At 64.3% G+C, this 17,260-nt stretch carries 13 protein-coding genes; 5 read left to right on the forward strand and 8 right to left on the reverse strand.

Annotated features, from left to right (window positions below):
- Positions 1-5: 5 nt before the first annotated feature.
- The 4 genes from rfbC to ACO2SS_RS12165 all read right to left on the reverse strand — a co-directional run bounded on the left by rfbC (position 6) and on the right by ACO2SS_RS12165 (position 3,579).
- Positions 6-566 carry a dTDP-4-dehydrorhamnose 3,5-epimerase gene (rfbC, locus tag ACO2SS_RS12150; RefSeq protein ID WP_423277922.1) on the reverse strand — a complete coding sequence of 187 codons (561 nt, stop codon included), beginning with the start codon at positions 564-566 and terminating at the stop codon, positions 6-8.
- A gap of 11 nt (positions 567-577) precedes the next feature.
- Positions 578-1,456, reverse strand: coding sequence for a glucose-1-phosphate thymidylyltransferase RfbA (rfbA, locus tag ACO2SS_RS12155; RefSeq protein WP_423277923.1), 879 nt, complete (start codon positions 1,454-1,456; stop codon positions 578-580).
- 145 nt (positions 1,457-1,601) lie between these two features.
- A complete protein-coding gene (locus ACO2SS_RS12160) occupies positions 1,602-2,699 on the reverse strand; it encodes a lipopolysaccharide biosynthesis protein (protein ID WP_423277924.1) in 1,098 nt (365 codons plus the stop codon).
- Positions 2,700-2,925: 226 nt separating this feature from the next.
- Entirely contained in the window at positions 2,926-3,579 is a 654-nt protein-coding gene (locus ACO2SS_RS12165) for an ABC transporter ATP-binding protein (protein WP_423277925.1), read from the reverse strand.
- A 282-nt stretch (positions 3,580-3,861) separates the two neighbouring features.
- Between ACO2SS_RS12165 and ACO2SS_RS12170 the strand changes: the two genes are divergently transcribed.
- From ACO2SS_RS12170 to ACO2SS_RS12185, 4 genes are all read left to right on the forward strand, one after another.
- Positions 3,862-6,027: a glycosyltransferase family 2 protein gene (locus ACO2SS_RS12170; RefSeq protein ID WP_423277926.1), complete on the forward strand. Its 2,166-nt coding sequence runs from the start codon at positions 3,862-3,864 to the stop codon at positions 6,025-6,027.
- A gap of 237 nt (positions 6,028-6,264) precedes the next feature.
- Positions 6,265-6,900 carry a class I SAM-dependent methyltransferase gene (locus ACO2SS_RS12175; RefSeq protein ID WP_423278085.1) on the forward strand — a complete coding sequence of 212 codons (636 nt, stop codon included), beginning with the start codon at positions 6,265-6,267 and terminating at the stop codon, positions 6,898-6,900.
- A 28-nt stretch (positions 6,901-6,928) separates the two neighbouring features.
- A complete protein-coding gene (locus ACO2SS_RS12180; protein WP_423277927.1) occupies positions 6,929-7,975 on the forward strand; it encodes a hypothetical protein in 1,047 nt (348 codons plus the stop codon).
- A gap of 55 nt (positions 7,976-8,030) precedes the next feature.
- Positions 8,031-9,368 (forward strand): capsule biosynthesis protein, encoded by a 1,338-nt coding sequence (locus tag ACO2SS_RS12185; RefSeq protein WP_423277928.1) that lies wholly within the window; start codon positions 8,031-8,033, stop codon positions 9,366-9,368.
- A gap of 265 nt (positions 9,369-9,633) precedes the next feature.
- Here ACO2SS_RS12185 and ACO2SS_RS12190 read toward each other — a convergent pair whose 3' ends face one another.
- Entirely contained in the window at positions 9,634-11,127 is a 1,494-nt protein-coding gene (locus ACO2SS_RS12190) for a helicase HerA domain-containing protein (RefSeq protein WP_423277929.1), read from the reverse strand.
- Positions 11,128-11,502: 375 nt separating this feature from the next.
- Positions 11,503-12,918 (reverse strand): aldehyde dehydrogenase family protein, encoded by a 1,416-nt coding sequence (locus ACO2SS_RS12195; RefSeq protein WP_423277930.1) that lies wholly within the window; start codon positions 12,916-12,918, stop codon positions 11,503-11,505.
- Positions 12,919-13,018: 100 nt separating this feature from the next.
- Between ACO2SS_RS12195 and ACO2SS_RS12200 the strand changes: the two genes are divergently transcribed.
- Entirely contained in the window at positions 13,019-13,930 is a 912-nt protein-coding gene (locus ACO2SS_RS12200) for a LysR family transcriptional regulator (RefSeq protein WP_423277931.1), read from the forward strand.
- Positions 13,931-14,282: 352 nt separating this feature from the next.
- On the opposite strand, the gene ACO2SS_RS12205 is transcribed toward ACO2SS_RS12200, so the two are convergent.
- Positions 14,283-14,663 (reverse strand): hypothetical protein, encoded by a 381-nt coding sequence (locus ACO2SS_RS12205; protein ID WP_423277932.1) that lies wholly within the window; start codon positions 14,661-14,663, stop codon positions 14,283-14,285.
- Between the two features lie 55 nt (positions 14,664-14,718).
- Positions 14,719-17,043 carry an ATP-binding protein gene (locus tag ACO2SS_RS12210; protein WP_423277933.1) on the reverse strand — a complete coding sequence of 775 codons (2,325 nt, stop codon included), beginning with the start codon at positions 17,041-17,043 and terminating at the stop codon, positions 14,719-14,721.
- Positions 17,044-17,260 lie beyond the last annotated feature (217 nt).

Genomic DNA, 17,260 nt, shown 5'->3' on the forward strand with positions numbered 1-17,260 from the left:
GGGCGTCAGTCGAGAATCGAGGAGAGCGGCTCGCCATCATACTCGAACGGGCTGTCGAAGTCCCTGAGGGCTGGGAGGCGCAGATCCTTGTCGGACAGCACTGGGCCGCTGGAAGGAAGTGGCCAGTCGATGCCCACGCTGTCCCACCGTATCCCACCGTCGCATTCGGGCGCGTAGTAGTCCGTGACCTTGTAGATCACCTCGCTGTCCGGCTGGAGCGTGACGAAGGCATGAGCGAACCCGACCGGAACCCAGAGCTGATGGCCGTTCTCCGCCGTCAGCTCTGCCGAGAGCCAGCGACCATAGGTTGGCGAGCCCCTGCGGACGTCTACCGCATAATCCATGATCGCGCCTCGGGAGCACCTGACGAGCTTCCCCTGCCCGTGCGGCGGAACCTGGAAATGCAAGCCCCGGAGCGTGCCCACGGCGGCTGACATGGAATGGTTGTCCTGAACGAACTCGGACGTGATGCCGAGCCCCGCATAGGCGCGCCGGCTGTAGGTCTCAGCGAACCATCCGCGCAAATCCCCGAACCGCCGGGGCTTGACGAGCCGAACGCGTGCCATCCGAGCCTCGATCAGTGCCGGGGCGAAGCGACGATACGCTTCAAGTAGGTGCCGTACTCATTTCGAAGTGTTCCCGCGACCTCGAGCAACTCCTCGGTCGAGATGAAGCCCTGCCTCCAAGCGACCTCCTCCGGACAAGCGATCTTGAAGCCCTGCCGATGCTCGACGGTCCTCACGAAGGCAGACGCCTCGTGCATCGCGTCGACGGTCCCCGTGTCGAGCCAAGCCGTTCCCCGAGGCAGCACCTCTACCTGCAGCTCTCCCCGCGTGAGGTAGGCTTCGTTCACGGATGTGATCTCGAGCTCACCGCGGGCGGACGGGCGAACCTGTCGGGCGATATTCACGACATCTGAATCGTAGAAGTAAAGGCCCGTCACAGCCAAGTCGCTCTTGGGCTGAGCAGGCTTCTCCTCGATGGACAGCGCTTTGCCTGACCGATCTACCTCCACCACCCCGAATGCACGCGCGTCCACGACGGGGTACGCGAACACCACAGCTCCGCTTTGGAGGGAAGCAGCCCGCACGAGCTGAGCCGTGAGCCCGGCTCCATAGAAGACGTTGTCTCCGAGCGCCAGCGCGCAGGCCTGCCCGCCGACGAACTGCTCGCCGATCAGGAAGGCCTCGGCCAGGCCGCGCGGTTCCGCCTGGGCGGCATACTGGATGCTGAGCCCCCATTGCGTACCCGAGCCGAGCAACTCCTCGAAAAGTGGCAGATGAGCGGGGGTTGATATGACGAGCACCTCCCGAACACCAGCGAGCATCAGGGTGGTCAACGGGTAGTAGATCAGCGGCTTATCGAAAATGGGCAGCAGTTGCTTCGAAACTGCCCGCGTTGTCGGATAGAGCCGCGTGCCGTGACCGCCCGCCAGTATGATGCCCTTTGTGACCATTTCTGCCTATCGCCATCTCGGTGCTGCTTCTAGCAGTTCCTGCCATCCGCGCCAGGATGCAAATGCGGCACCATGCATACTCCCCTGCCCAGCCGGACGACGCAGATCACAGCGCGGAAAGGGCAAAGCGAAGCTGCGACCTTCGTCACCGCCCGAGGCGGCCGCTCGCAAATCTCGCGAGGGCGAGGAACCCGACCCAAAGAAGCAGGCCGCCTGCGACGGTCAGGGCGATGTTCATGCCCCGCCTCGGATATTGAGCTTCTTCCGCATCCACAGGCCGAACGAACGTTGTCAGGTAGATTTGCTTCGAGAGGCTCGCAAGGCGCGCGCGCTCGAGGGCCGTGGCCGCGGCCGTGTACTGGGCCTGCGCAATCTGCTGTTCGAGCTGAAGTGCCGACAGCCTCGTCATCGAGGCGGAAAGGGCGGAGGGCCCTCCGACGGCGCCATCCAGCGCTGTCAGTTCGCTCTGGATCTCCTTAATCTGCCCGGCCAACGCTTCGATCCGCGATTTGAGATTGCGCATCTGCGGAGCATCTGCACTGACAGATTGCTTGAGGGAGACCGCATACTGCTGCTCGAGCTCGAGCTGCTGCGTGCGAAGAGTTGACAGGATCGTGTCCGCCTTCTTGGACTCCGTCGCCGCGTCGAGAATCCCCTCGCGGTTGCGAGCTGTTTCGAGCGCAGCGCGAGCCTGGGACAGACGCTCGCCTGCCAGCCGGAACTCCCGATCAGCATTCGCTACCGCGTCGCCGCGCGCGCGGTCATTCATTTCGTTTACGAGCTGCTCGCTAGCAGCGACGACCGCGTTTGCTAACGCAACAGCATCATCGGGACGAAATGCTCGAACGCTCAGGACTACAATACCTCCAGGCATCTCAATCTTGGCGTGGTGCATACCCTGCCAATACTTGACCACTCGCTCAATGGGCTTACTCGGATTCAAACTAGCGAAGAAGTCGGCCTCAGGTACGCTGTACCGCGCTCTAAGGCCCGCTTTCTCGTCCAGGAGCTCAACAAGAGCTCGGCTCTCGATATAGTTCGTTACGACCTGCGTGTCCTGGATGATCTGGACCGATGGCATGCCGGTCAGCGACGAAAGGGCATCAAGGCCGGCCATGGCGCCGCCGCGCACAGCGAACCTCGCCTCCGCAACGAACTGATCGGCAGCAATCAGTCCGAAGTAGACCGTCGATGCTAGCGTGGGGATCGCGACGAATGCGAGAAAGCTGAGCGCAAACGCCAAGCGCGCCAGGCGCTGGCTCCGCCTCGCTCGATGGCTTGTGGGCATCTGGGTCCGGCCAGCCGCACTGAAGCGCAGGCGTCGGGCCGCCTCCGACAGCGAGTCCGACATCCGTTGCGCGCGCTCGCGGGCGGGAACCCTCACAGGCGCAGCAGCGGACTCCGCACTCATTTAACGCACCTGCTCGAAAAGACGCGGGCGATGGGGACCAGATCACGCATACTGGGCATCATCGGTTCAGCCGATTATACATCTCGATAGCCTGATCGGCGTCATGAAACATCATCAATCGACCGTCAACGAGCACGGCGCCCCGGCTGCAGAAGGCTTTGATCGTTGCCATCGAGTGGGAGATCACGATGAGGTCGGTGTTCTCGCGCCGACGGCGAAACACCTCTTCGCAGCGGGCTTGGAAACGAGCATCGCCGACAGCTGTTACCTCGTCGATCAGATAGCACTCGAACTCAATCGCCATCGACAGCCCGAACGCGAGCCGAGCCATCATGCCCGAGGAATACGTCTTGACCGGCTCGTTGATGTAGTCGCCGATCTCGGCGAACTCCTCCACGAACCGCGACACCCTGACGGGATCCTCGCCATAAATCCGCGCGACGAAATGGACGTTCTCCCGCCCGCTCATCAAAGGGTCGAAGCCCCCAGTGAATCCTAGTGGCCATGAGACACGGGTCGACCGTCGGATTTTGCCTGCGTTTGGCATCTCAGTTCCGGCGATCAACCGCATGGTCGTCGATTTTCCGGCGCCGTTGACGCCGAGCAGACCATAGGACCAACCCTGCTCGAACACGGCTGAGACGTGGTCGAGGATGACCTTGCGCTGCGCTTCTGTCTTGTAGAATTTGTAAACGTTCGAAAGCTGGATCATCGTCAGTGGTGGCGCGAGCCAAGCCGGATGAGGAACCCGGTTCCTAGCCGCACCTTGGTCCGAACGCGTGCGTATCGCCTAGCTGTTGGCAGAGTTGGATGGCACTTTCAAGGCAGCACGTCCGCAATCGCACCTGCTCCCTCGTTGACATCATCGGGGATCCGCGAAACGTGGAAGCCGAGCCCAGCGGCGCCCGGTGCGCAAACTTTATCTTCCTCGCCCGAGCGGGCAAGAACGGCGGCAACCCGCCCACGACGAGAATCCATGATAAGTCTCCACCCGATGACGGCGCGGAAGGGTCTCGAGCGCCGCGGGCTGTTCGCTTGGCAAGCCACCGAGGATAATTCCAGCTTCTCCCTCCGAGTCGGATGGCTCGATCGCGCGGGATTTTTCGTCCTGGTTGTCGACGGGCTCGACAATCGGGTCGAGACCATCATCTCTCTCGACTTCGGGCAAGGCTTCGATGAAGGCCGGGCGATCTCGTATCTCCCGGCCGGCCGAACCGTATGCCGGCTTGACCTCCGCCGTATGCCTGGCCTTCGAGAAATTCGGATCGAGCCTACAAGAACCACCGGGAAGATACGCGTCTTAGCCTTCAGAACCTTCAGTCGGCACGTCGCGCGTTGGCTGACGAAGCGGTTCGACCGTGATCGCCCGGGCTTTGGCCCTACCCGCACACATTGGATCAGAAGCGCGGAATTCGACCCGGCGGAACTGGGCAGCGGGCGAGACGCGCGACGTTACCGATCGACGGCGGACCACTACAAGGACGTGCTCGCGATGGCGGCTGACGCGGGCCTGGACGAACCGGCACTGGATGCGTCCCGTCCGTTGATCTCGTTCCTCGTACCGACCTACGACACAGCGCCTGCTTACTTGGACGCGCTGCTCGGGTCCTTCCTGGCCCAGCCTCGAGGCCTTGCAGAGCTTATTTTCAGCGACGACGGGTCCAAGTCCGAGCGCACGCGGGCTTGGCTGGAAAGGCAGAAGGGCACGCCAGGACTGAAGATCGTCACTGGGGAACGGAACCGCGGTATTGCGGCCGCAACCAACCGGGCGCTCGAACAGGCATCGGCCCCGTGGGTCAGCTTCGCCGATCACGACGATGCCTTGGCCCCCGGCGCCGTTGCCCAGATCGCACGAGCCATCGAGAGCCGGCCGGACGCGATGTTCATTTATACCGACGAGGTCGTGACGGATCGCGACATGAAGCCCGTCGCCTACATGCTGAAGCCAGCTTACGACCCGATCCTTCTCTCAGGGGTGAATTACATCAATCACCTTTCTGTCTACCGCCGCGACCGCCTGCTTGCCGTCGGTGGACTGCGTGACGGCTTTCAGGGCTCGCAGGACTACGAGTTGCTGCTGCGCTACCTGAAGGGGATGGACCCGAGCAAGGTCCTGCACCTGCCATATCCGGCCTATCTCTGGCGGCGTCACGAAGGGAGTTTCTCGACCGAGCATAAGCAGACCGCGATCGAGAGTGCCCGACGAGCACTGGCCCTCCGGTACGCTCGGGCGGGGCAGCCGGCACAGGTCGGTCCCGCGCTGCTGCCCGACCTGCATCGCATCCGCTTCGACAGCGACACAGAACAGTGGCCGAAGGTGTCGGTTGTCATTCCCAATCGCGACAGCCCACAGCTTATAAGCACCGTCTTGGAAGGCCTTGCCAAAACAGACTACCCGAACATCGAGATCATCGTCGTCGATAACGATAGTCAGGCTCCTGCCACGCTCGAAGTCTACAAGCAGTACCGCGGCGGAGCCATTCCATTCCGGGTAGAGCCTGCGCCTGGGTCTTTCAACTTCTCCCGCTCGATCAACAAGGGTGTGGCGAGGGCAGCCGGCGAATTGGTCCTGCTCCTGAACAACGATATCGAGGTAGAAGATCCGGCCTGGTTGAAGGAGATGGTATCGTGCTTCCGCTACGAGGGAGTCGGCATCGTCGGGGCGCGGCTGCTCTACCCGGACCGGACGATTCAGCATGCGGGCGTCATCGTTGGGCTTGGCGAGCTAGCGGGGCACTGGTTCGGCGGCAAACCCGAGGATTTTTGGGGCCCCCTGGGCCGCTTGGCGGTGAGGCAGTCTGTCTCGGCAGTGACAGGCGCCGCCATGCTCGTCTCGCGCCAGTGCTTTGAGGCGACCGGCACATTCGACGAGGAGAGGTTTGCGATAGCTTACAACGACGTGGACTTCTGCCTGAGGGCTGGAGCCAATGGATTTCGGATCGCCTGGACGCCTTTTGCCACATTGATTCATCACGAATCGGCAAGCCGCGGCAGCGACGAGGCGCCGGACAAGATCGAGCGCTTCGAACGGGAGAAGCGGCACCTGCGCGAGCGGCACGGCACGCTGCGATTCAGCGACCCCGCCTCGAACCCGTGGTACGACACCAGGAGTTCCGTTGCGGCGCTCCGTGCTCTCGACGCGCTTCCCGATCCTCGCTAAGCGCCCGCACGCATCAGGCAGGGGCGAACTGTCGTGACTAGGCCATTTCACGTCCCGGAGTTCACGATGGCAGAGGGGAATCGGTCGGTCTCCAAGCTCTTCGACCAGTATGTTGAGAGTCTTCCCACCGCACAGAATGCCGTTGACGCGGTTCCTGGCTGGACGGGAGCGCTCCCTCCCGAAGCGGGGGCCGATGCAGGGCAACTGCCGCTCTTCGCTGACGCCCGGATCGCGTGGATGCTTCAGCATTACGGATCGTTGGAAAACCGCACCGTTCTGGAACTCGGCCCGCTGGAAGGTGGCCATACCTACATGATGGAGCGGGCGGGCGCTGCGAAGATCGATGCCATCGAGGCCAACCGCCTCGCCTTCCTCCGGTGCTTGATCCTCAAAGAGCTAGTCCAGCTTCGGCGGGCGCGCTTCCACTTGGGAAACTTCGTCGCCTGGTTGGATCAACCGAACCTCCAATACGACCTGATCGTCGCGTCAGGCGTCCTGTACCATCTCCGGGATCCGCTCCATCTCCTCGAACGGGCTGCGGCCGCCACTGATGCGCTGTTCCTCTGGACTCACTACGTGAGCGACGAAGCGATGCCGCTGGGCGATCCGCGCCGTGGCATGTTTCGCAAGACGGTCGAGCGCCGCCCGTTCCGCGGGATCGACGTCCGCCTGTACCCGCGCAGCTATCAGGGCGCTGAAGCGAAGGTTTCCTTCTGCGGAGGGATCTACGACGAGCACCGGTGGATCCAGCGCGAGGACCTGCTCGCCGCCTTGACCGCGCTCGGCTTCGACTCGCTCCAGATCGCCCACGAGCAGACCGATCATCCGAACGGCCCTTGCTTCAGCCTGCTTGCGCGCAAATCAAGCCGCTAGCTTCCACCAGGCAGGAAGTTCCACATCGATGCTGTTCAACATCGAGCGCGATCTCGGTACTGAGATCAGCGGTTACCTCGTCCCGGACGGCTTCACGGGGCAGCTCGCAGTCCGGGTCAAAGGAGCGGGCGAGCTTCTGCTGACCAAGAAGACCGATTCGCTCCGGGAATCGCTGGTTGCGGCAGGGCGGCACGAGACAGGGCTCTGCGGCTTCTCTGTGACCGAGATGGAAATCCCGGGACTTGCGCGGATACAGGACCTTGAGGTCCGGGAGAGCGAAACCGATATCCTGATCTATCGCCGCTGCAACCCGGAAGCAGTCGTCCACGAGAAGGTGTTTCGCCTCGAAACACATCTCCTGCCCGCAAGCCGAATCGACCGCGCGTTCCAGGCTCGATTCCAATTTCACTTCCCGAGTATCGATCGTTTCGGGCTGGAAACGACGCATCAGATGTTCAACATCAACAACAGCGACTCCGTGTATGCTAGCGGACGCGTTTCGTATCGGAGCGTCGAACAGTACATCGACCAAGCATATCTCGTATTGGCTTTGATTCAGGATCCGTTCGATGAACTCGCCGAGCGCATACTTTTTTTACGCTTGATAGGCGAAAACAACATCGAAGTACTTGGATCACGCGATGTTATTCGACTAGAGAACCTAAAATCCTTTGTCTCCTCCTTGCCGCTCGACTCAGACAAAGAACTAGCCCGCGCCTTCCGCGAAATCGATCCCGACAGCTTCAACATGCTGTCCGACCCGCTCGTACGTCAACTGACTACACGGCTCCCGGATGAGACGCTTAAGCCGTCCTCCATAAGCCAAGCGCTCAGCGTCCTGTCGTCGTTCAAGGCCGTCGGTGTTCGCCATCGGGCGGATTTGTTCACCGAGGCCCTGGTGGACATATTTTCGCTGCACGCTGACGAAATCCCAATCTTCGAGCCGATCCCGGCCGCCCGGGAGTTGGGCGCGCGATTGCGGACGATGCCCTCCGTCGAGCGCCTCCTGGAACACGACGTTGCGCTGTTCCACTTCCTCTCGGACGCCTTTGAAAAGTCGCTCATCAATGAGTAGATGGGCTCGCTGGCGGCTTCGAGCCGAGGGTAGAGGCTATTCCGAGCCGAGGGTAATGTCAGAACAGTTCCCCCCCGGTCGCGATCCGGCGACCAGCACAGCCGTGAAACGGACGGGGCAGACGATCGAAAGGGTCTCTCCGACGCTGCTCACGCAGCCGCTGACCCAGTTCTACCACCGGGCTCTCGGCCGCGTGGCAGCCGGCGGCTTGATCCGCCGGTCCGATCCGATCGACATTGCGGCCCCCGATGTCGCAACATCACGCTTTCCTCTCGGAAAGCTGAGCTTCATCGCCTGCGTCCTGATCCCTGCCCTGGCAGTCTCGCTCTACTTCGCATTCATCGCCTCCGATCAGTTCGTGGCGGAGAGCCGGTTCGTGGTCCGCCTCGGTCCTCAGGATGCTTCTTCGAAGGACGGCCTGTCCTCTGTCCTGTCGAGCCTGAAAGGGTCCGGCGGAGCAGGTGGAAATTCCGGTGGGACCACCGCGACGGAAGATGCCCATCTCGTCACCAGCTATATCCAGAGCCGGGCCATCGTGGACGACGTGCTCAAGACGGTCGATCTCCGGGCAATCTTTACGCGGCCGGAGGCGGATTTCTATGCAAGGCTGAAAGCGAACGCCACGATCGAGGAACTCGTCGAATACTGGCGCTACATGGTCACGACCTATGTCGAGTCCATGTCCGGAATCGTGACTGTCGAGGTGCGCGCTTTCCGCCCCGACGACGCGGTGCTTCTCGTAAAGACTATCGGTCAGCTCAGCGAGAAGCTCGTGAACGAGATCTCGACCCGAGCTCGCCAGGATGCTCTACGGCGTGCCACCGAGGAGGTCGAGCGGGCTCAGGGGCTCATGTACGAGGCCCTCCGCGAGATGGAACGGTATCGGAACGCGGAGGGCCTGATCGACCCGGTTCAGACAGCGACGGAAACCGGGAAGCTCCTGACGAAGGTCCTGGCCGATCAGCTCACGACCGAGAACGAACTCTTCGTCGCCAAACGCTCCCTCGCCCCCGACGCCCCGAATGTCCGGCGGCTCACCACGCGGCTTGAAGCCTTGAAGCAGCAGACTGCCGATCTTCGCGCGCAACTCGCAGGCAATCGGGAGGAGGCCCGAAACATTGCGGCCTCGCTCGCGAAGTTCGAGGAAGTCGCTATCAAGCAGAAAATGGCGGAAACCCTATATGGGCTTGCGGAGACCGGCCTCGACCGCGCGCGCAGGAACGCCGAGGCGCAGTCGGTCTACCTGTCGGTGTTCGTCCCACCCGGACTGCCTCAGGAGTATACATATCCCAAGAGGATTGAGTATTCGCTCTCGATCTCGGCGGCGCTCTTCGTGTTGTGGAGCATCGCGGGCTTGATATGGCTGTCAGTCGAAGATCACCGACTCGGCTAAGCCGCGAAACGATATTTCCACTCGCGTCGCGCAGCCACGGCCCCCGCTCTCGAGAGGCGCTGCCTTAGTTCAGCGGCTCGGCTCGACGCGCTCGCGCCGAAGCTGCACAGGAAGGTTCCGAGCGAGAACGAAACAGCGACTGACGCGGCAGCAAATCGAACGGCCTGTACGTCAGAGGCTCGAAGCCGGACAGCGGCGAGTTCCCGATCTCAGGGCCGGAAAACGAAACAAGACAGCCGCGCGGCCACGGCCCCGCCAGCCCCGTTCACCGCCGCGCGCGCAACCCTGCGCCGAGTTCCGGCTCGCCCGGTCGTGTCTCGGCTCCGAGTGCCGGGATGGCGATGATGGGGGCGCCGCGGAGGTCGCGGCGGAGCACGATTGCGCCGCGCTCCTCCAGGTAGCTCAGCATGCGCCGGGCGCGGCCCGCCGAGCTCGTGCCATAGGCGGCCGCGAGCTCGCGGTCGGTCGGGCACGGCGCTTCCTCCAGCGCCGCGCGGGCGACCAGCAGGAAGAGGCCGGCGAGGTCCTCGGGCAGGCCTGCGGCGAGCGCCTCCGCCTCTTCCCATCCCGGCATCGAGGACGAGTCCGGCCCGACCCCGGCGCGGGCGACCGCGAGCCGGCGCTTGAACTCCGATAGCGTCGGAAGGGAGCCGCCGACGCGGCGGATGCGGCAGCGGACCGTGAAGTCCTGGTAGAGCGTCGCGGTCGTGCAGATCGCCGCGTCGGAATCGGCCAGGATCTCCGACAGGATCTCGGCCATCGCGGCATCCCGCTCGTCCGGAGGCATCGCGGGCTCGTCGGACATCTCGGGCCGCGGCGCCGGACGGTAATTCGCGAGCTGGACCAGAACGTCGACAGGAGGCGTCGGGCGCGGTCTCGCGCTCGGCCGAGGCACGAACTCGATCGGCTCGTCCTCGCCGCGCGTGAAGATCAGCTCGCGGGCATCCGATTTCGGCTCGGGCAGCGGCACGAGCGTCGGCGAGCCCGAGCGGCTCGATGTCTGGACGGAGCCGATGCGGATCGGCAGCGGGCGCTTGGAGACGGCGGGTCCGAGCGCCACGAAATGGCCGCGCTCGAGGTCGCGGAACATCTCGGCCTGGCGCCGGTCCATGCCGAGGAGGTCGGCGGCCCGCGCCATGTCGATGTCCAGGAAGGTGCGGCCCATCAGGAAGTTCGACGCTTCCGCCGCCACGTTCTTGGCGAGCTTGGCGAGGCGCTGGGTGGCGATGATGCCGGCGAGGCCGCGCTTGCGGCCGCGGCACATCAGGTTGGTCATGGCGCCGAGCGACAGGCGGCGGGCCTCGTCCGAGACCTCGCCGGCGGCGGCGGGCGCGAAAAGCTGCGCCTCGTCCACCACGACGAGCGCCGGATACCAGAACTCGCGATCGGCATCGAAAAGGCCGCCCAGAAAGGAGGCTGCGGCCCGCATCTGGTCCTCGGCATCGAGGTTCTCGAGCGACAGCACGACGGAAACCCGGTGCTGGCGCACGCGCGCCGCAATCCGCTGCAGCTCGGCCTCGCTCGCCTCGGCATCGACCACGACATGCCCGAAGGCGTCCCCCAGGGTGACGAAGTCGCCTTCCGGATCGATCACGACCTGCTGCACGAGCCCGGCGCTCTGCTCGAGCAGGCGGCGCAGGAGGTGCGACTTGCCCGATCCCGAATTGCCCTGGACGAGGAGCCGCGTCGCCAGCAGCTCCGTCAGGTCCATGAGGGCGGGCGCGCCCGCCGCGTCTCCGAGTTCGATGCCAGCACTCATGCCCCGGACCTAGCATCCCGCGCGGGGCGCCGGAGCGGGACTCGCGAAGCTCTCCACAGCAGGATGGTCGCGGCGCTCAGTTCCGCGGCTGCGGCTCGCCAGACCTACTTCCCCCGAGGGTGCCGGTCGAGGCAGCCCGGGACATCGGGTCAGGTCGCGCTCGTTGCAGCGTCAGCGAATCCGTTGGAAAGCGAGTGGCCCGAATCTGCCGCTCGCGACCCACCCTGAAGGTATCGGAAGGGTGGAGAGCGGACACCAAGTGGCTGCCATCTCCGGAAATTCGCCAGGCTGATCAGTCAGCCCGCTCAAGCGCTCCGCTTCTGGGGGCGGTATCGGGTGAGATACCGCTCGGGTGTATCAGTCGATCCTCCATAGTCAGACCATGACGGCGCGCGGTTCGAGATGCGCTTCCAGGCCATAGACGCCGAATTCCCGCCCAATGCCCGACTGCTTGAAGCCACCGAAGGGCGCAAGCGGCTCGTGCGGCGCCCCGTTGATCGCAACCCTGCCGGCTTCCAGCCCCTTGGCTATCCTTTTCGCCCGATCGACATCGGTTCCGTGGACATAGGCGTGCAGCCCGTAGCTCGTGTCATTCGCAATACGGATCGCCTCTTCATCGGTGCGGTAGGGAATGACGACGAGAACCGGCCCGAAGATCTCCTCGCGCGCGACGCGCATTTCGTTGGTCACTCCGGTGAAGATAGTCGGACGCGCGAACCAACCGCGGCTCAAACCCTCCGGCCGCCCCTCCCCTCCGGCTAGAATACGCGCACCTTCGTCCATGCCGAGCCGGATATACGATTGAACACGATCATATTGCTTCTGGCTGACCATGGGGCCGATCCATGCCGCTGGATCATTCGACGCGCCCACCTTCATCTCTTCGATGCTGGATTTCAGCCGATCCAGGATTTCAGGAAGCCGGCTTTCGGGAGCCAGGATCCGCGTCCCCGCCACACAGGACTGGCCGCTGTTCATCACGCCGGCGATCACGGCAGCAGGGATCGCCTTCTCGAGATCCGCATCATCGAGAATGATGTTCGGACTCTTGCCCCCGAGCTCCAGCGTGACGCGCTTCACGGTTTCCGAGCTTTCTCTGAGGATGCGCTTGCCGACGGCCGTGGACCCGGTGAAGCTCACCTTGGCGATGTCGGGATGGGAGACGAGCTCAGCGCCAACAACGTCGCCTCGCCCGTTGACGATGTTGAAGACGCCCTTCGGCAGTCCCGCCGCATGCAGGCATTCGGTAAGGAGATGCGTCTGTATAGCGCTCATTTCGCTTGGCTTGATGAAAATCGTGACGCCGGCAGCAATGGCCGTCGCGAGCTTGGAACAGATGAAGCCGTAGTTGCTGTTCCAGGGGGTGATGGCGGCTACCACTCCCAAAGGCTCCATTGTCACTTCAGCCCGGCCGATATGGCGTGTGAATTCGTATTCCTCCAGCACTTGAGCCATGTCGAGGAAGCTCGTGGCCGCGTGTGGAATGGCAAAATCAATGAAGTACTTGGGCGCACCGAATTCCTCGGCCATCGCCGCCCTTAGTTCATCGGCGCGCTCGGAAACGGCTGCACTGAGGCGCTTGAGCATAGCGATGCGCTCTTGCTTGCTGGTCCGGGAGAATGCCGGAAAAGCACGTGCGGCGGCCGCGATCGCAGCCTGACCGTCAACACGGTCACCGAGCCGCACCGTTCCGATCCTCTCCTCAGTCGAGGGATCGAAGAGATCGGATGTCTCTTCCCCATGCGGCGTTACGAAATCGCCGTCGATGTAGATCTGATCAATCGCGCGCATGTCGGCTGTTCCTTTCATTTGTCCAGCGGCATGTGGCGAGGGGACATTGATCCGATAAGCTCGCTAACGACTCGCAGCTTGATAAGGAAACGCGGACAATATGCGTGGGAGCCTGGCTGAACTGGAGGCGGTCGTAGCCGTTGCCGACCGGGGTGGATTTCGCGCTGCGGCGCGAGACCTTGGCCTCTCGTCTTCGGCGCTCAGTCAGCAGATTGCGAATTTGGAATCGCGGCTCGGGGTGCGCCTCTTCAACCGCACGACTCGCAGCGTCTCGCTTTCGACGGCGGGTGAGCAGTTCGTCGCGGAGATTGCACCTGCGCTTACGGCGATCCGCGCTGCGTTCGAGCTAGCGGACGAGCATCGTATCGAGCCAACTGGCACGCTGCGACTTAACACCAGCATCGGCGCGGCCCGGATGATCCTTGCGCCTTACGCGCTGGAGCTTCTTCGCCGATACCCGAGCATGAACGTCGAAATCGTGACAGAGGGCGCTCTGGTGGACATCAATGCTCAGGGCTTCGACGCCGGCATACGCATCCACGAAGCAGTTCCGCCAGACATGATAGCGATCCCGATCGGCCGAGAGATCCGTCCGACCATCGTGGGTTCGCCCGCATACTTCGAGGGACGCCGGAGGCCGAAAGTACCCGCAGACCTGTTCGACCATCTCTGCATTCGCGGGCGTATGGCGAGCGGAAAGATATATCGTTGGGAGTTTGAGAAGCGCGGTCAGGCCTTCTCGCTGGACGTGCCTGGAACGCTGATGCTCGACGAGAGCGACCTCATGCTGCGCGCGGCGCGTGAAGGGGTGGGACTTGCCTATCTCAACGAATGGCAGGTGGCTGAGGATCTGGCGGTCGGGCGGCTGATCCAGGTTCTTGCGGACTGGACGCAGCCCTATCCTGGCCTCTGCGTCTATTACCCCGGCCGGCGTCATCTACCGGCAAAGCTCAGGGTTTTCATTGATCTGATCAGAGAACTGAACACTGCGTCCCCGAGTGGCAACGCCTGATGCAAGGGCACGTTGACCCAATCCCATCGACGGCTACTGCAGAATAACCAAGCCGCAACATGGACAGGCGCTTGTTGCCCCTTAGTACGCCAGCCCCGATAGCCGTCGGTAGCAAGCGCGTCACGGGGACGGCGCCGATAAGTCTTCGCGTCAGGCCGGCCAGGGGGGAATCGAGAATAATGGATCAGATGCGCTTCGGCGTTCTCGACAGGCAACTGCGCGGTTCGGGCCAGAGCTCTCCTCGAAGCGAAACCGCTCGCAGCTAAGCTCGCTGCCCATAGCGGACGCTTTCAGTGTCTGCTTTGGGCGGAAGCAGCCCCTCGCGACGGTATCACTTGTCAGATTTGGGCCACTAGGATTCCCAGGCGGCCGGCTCCAGCCGAATCGGGATGGGCTCGGGCAGGTCGGTCCAGCCGCGCTCGCGCAGGACGCCGTTGCTCTCCCTGGCCTGCCGCCCCTTCGTCCGGTCGAGCGACCAGGTGATGTGGTAGATGCCGCCGCCCGGCCGATTCGTCGTGCCGTCGAGGCGGGCGACGAAGCACTCCACCCCTTCGCCGTCATCCGCGCGGGCGATCAGCTCGGCGCGCCGCGGCGGGGCGGGAAGCGGCTCCGCTTCGGATCGGGCGAGCGTCACGTGATCCGCGAGAGGGTCGGGATAGGCCGGCGGGAAGCGGGCAAGCAGTTCAGCGCGCTGCCCGCGGTCGAGCTTCCATCCGACGATGCGCTTGCCCATTACGCCCTCCCCCACCGGAGACGCCCTGCCCTGCGAGAGGTTCCGCCCTCCGGCGTCAGTCCTCGGCCAGGACCCGGGCCGCCGGGAAGGAGACCTCGACCAGGGTGCCCTCCCCGCGCCGGCTGGAGAGCGAGAAGACGCCCCGGTTTGCCTCGACAAGGGCCTTCGAGAGCGGCAGGCCGAGGCCGGTTCCGTCGTCCCGGCGCACCACGGAGACCTGCCGGAAGGGCTCCATCGCGTCCTGTATCTCCTCCGGCGTCATCCCGACGCCGGTGTCGCGGATGCGAAGGACGAGCTCGCCCCGGTCGGTGAGGCTGGTCGAGACGATCACCTGCCCGCCGGCGGCCGTGAACCGGACGGCGTTCGACACCAGATTGAGGACGACCTGCCGGATGGAGCGCTCGTCGGCAACGAGCCGCGGCAGTCCGGACGCGAAACTCGTCCGCATGAGGATGCGCTCGCGGGTGGCTGCGGGCTGCATGATGCTGACGCTCTGCCCGACGATCTCGTTCACGTCGAGGCTGGTGAAGACGAGCTCGCTTCGCCCGGCGGTGACCTTTGCGAGGTCCAGCAGGTCGTTCACGAGGCTGACGACGTGCCCGCCGGAATCGTGGATGTCGCGCAGATAGTGCTTGTAGCGCTCGTTGCCGATCGGCCCGAACCGTTCCTCGAGCATCAGTTCGGCAAAGCCTATGATGGCGTTGAGCGGGGTACGGATCTCGTGGCTGACGCGCGCGAGGAACTCGGCCTGGCGGCTTGCGGCTTCCTCGGCGGAGCGTCGGGCGCTGGTCAGCTCCGCCTCCGTCCGGCGGAAGCCCGACACGTCCCGAAGCATCAAGGCCGTGACGACGCCGTTCTCGGATTCGACTCGCCCTGCCCGCGCCAATAGCGGGATCGGGCTGCCGGAGCGGGCGCGCCCGAAGAGTTCGACCTCAGGCGCCTCCTGCGCCTCGCGCGCATCATCGACAAGACCTATGGCCGCGCGGTGGCTGTCCACGGCGATGAGCGTCGTGAAGCCCTCCCCCGCCACCTCGTTCTCGCTGTAGCCGAACAGCCGCTCCGCGGGACCGTTCGCGGATATGATGCGGCCGACCGGGTCGATCATGACCACCGCCAGCCCCGCGATGTCGAACATCGCGCGATACTCGCGGATCCGCGCGTCGCGGCGAGCCACCTCGAGCTCGAGCGAACGTGCGAACTCGCCCTCGCCTCCCGCCTTCGGAAGCGCCCGTACGACCAGCAGCGAGACCGGCCCGTCCGTCCATTCCAGGCTCGATAGCCGGACATCGACGGGGATCTGCCGCCCCGTCTTCCCCAGCAGCGTCATCGCACCCTGGCGCGCATCGAGCCGGCCGGTGAAGATCCGGGACACCCCTTTGATCTCACCCAGTTCGCCGTAATCCAGGAGATCCAGCAGGGTCCGGTTGGCGAAGAGGGCCGTGTCACCCCGAAGCACCAGCACGCCGACCGGCAAGCGCTCGAGGATCCTGAATGCGTCGGGCTCGCGCGGGCGGCCCGGCGACAGCGGGACGATCTCGGCCGAGGCGCGAGACCCGGGCGGCGGCTCGTCCTGATCCGGGTGGAGGCGAGCGCCGAGCGCCCGGGCGATCTCGTGCAACGCACCGCGCTCGGCCACCGACAGGAACGGTTTCGGCTCGACCGACGGGACGGAGGTCTCGGCGCGTCCCGCAGCGGCCCAGCGGGATGCCGTCTCGGAAGTGACCGGCCGGAGCGGCACGCTGCGCGCTCCCCCGAGTTGAGCCCCGACCTGGGCGTGAAGCGGCCCGAATGCGAGATCGGCCGCTTCGAGTTCCCCGGCCCCAGCGTCGACGTCAGCCGCGGGGGAAATCGTCGTCTCCTCCGGCAGGACTTCCACCGTCTCAACGACCGCGGCCGGGGCGATGCGCAGAGCCGGGCTGTCGGGGGCAGGTTGGATCTCGTCCGCCCGGCATAGGCCGAAGCCTCGGAAGCCCTCGAATTCATGGCCACGGCCGAAGACCGGCATGCCGCCGAGATCGACCGGCACGACATAGGAGGTGTCGGCGACGCGCCACAGGACCGTCTCGTCGCTCCAGGTCGAACGAGCCGCGAAGCACTCCGCGAGGCGCCCTTCCGGGTCGATCACGAGGCGGGCCAGGGCCTCGTCCCAGGTCATGCCGGCCAGTGACGCATTCTCCGGACCCACAACCTCACCCAGCGGGGCCGAGATGGACAGGAAACGGCCCGTCTGGTCCATGCTCCAGATGAAGCGACGCCGGCCGTGACGCCGGACACGCTCCACGAAGGGGGCCGGGGAAGGCTCGTCCTCGGCAGCCGGCGCGCCCGCGCCGTCCTCGCCAGCCATCGAGGGCGGATCGCCGGAGAAGATCGTCAGCAACACGGGTTTGCCAGCGACGTCGAGCAACCGACAAGAGACTTCAGAGGGTTCACCATCGTCCTGCGAAAACCGAATCCGTTCGACCTTGACGCCCCGTCGCGGCCCGATGCCGCCTGCGAGAGCCGCCAGCCGGTCCCGATCGGGAAACTTTGTCCGAATTCTACCATTCGAATCGGCGAGCCCATCGATGAACGGGCGTGCTGCCTCCGAAGCCCAGAGC

Source organism: Enterovirga sp. CN4-39, from assembly GCF_049446235.1.
In the GTDB taxonomy this organism is placed as follows: Bacteria; Pseudomonadota; Alphaproteobacteria; order Rhizobiales; family Beijerinckiaceae; genus Enterovirga.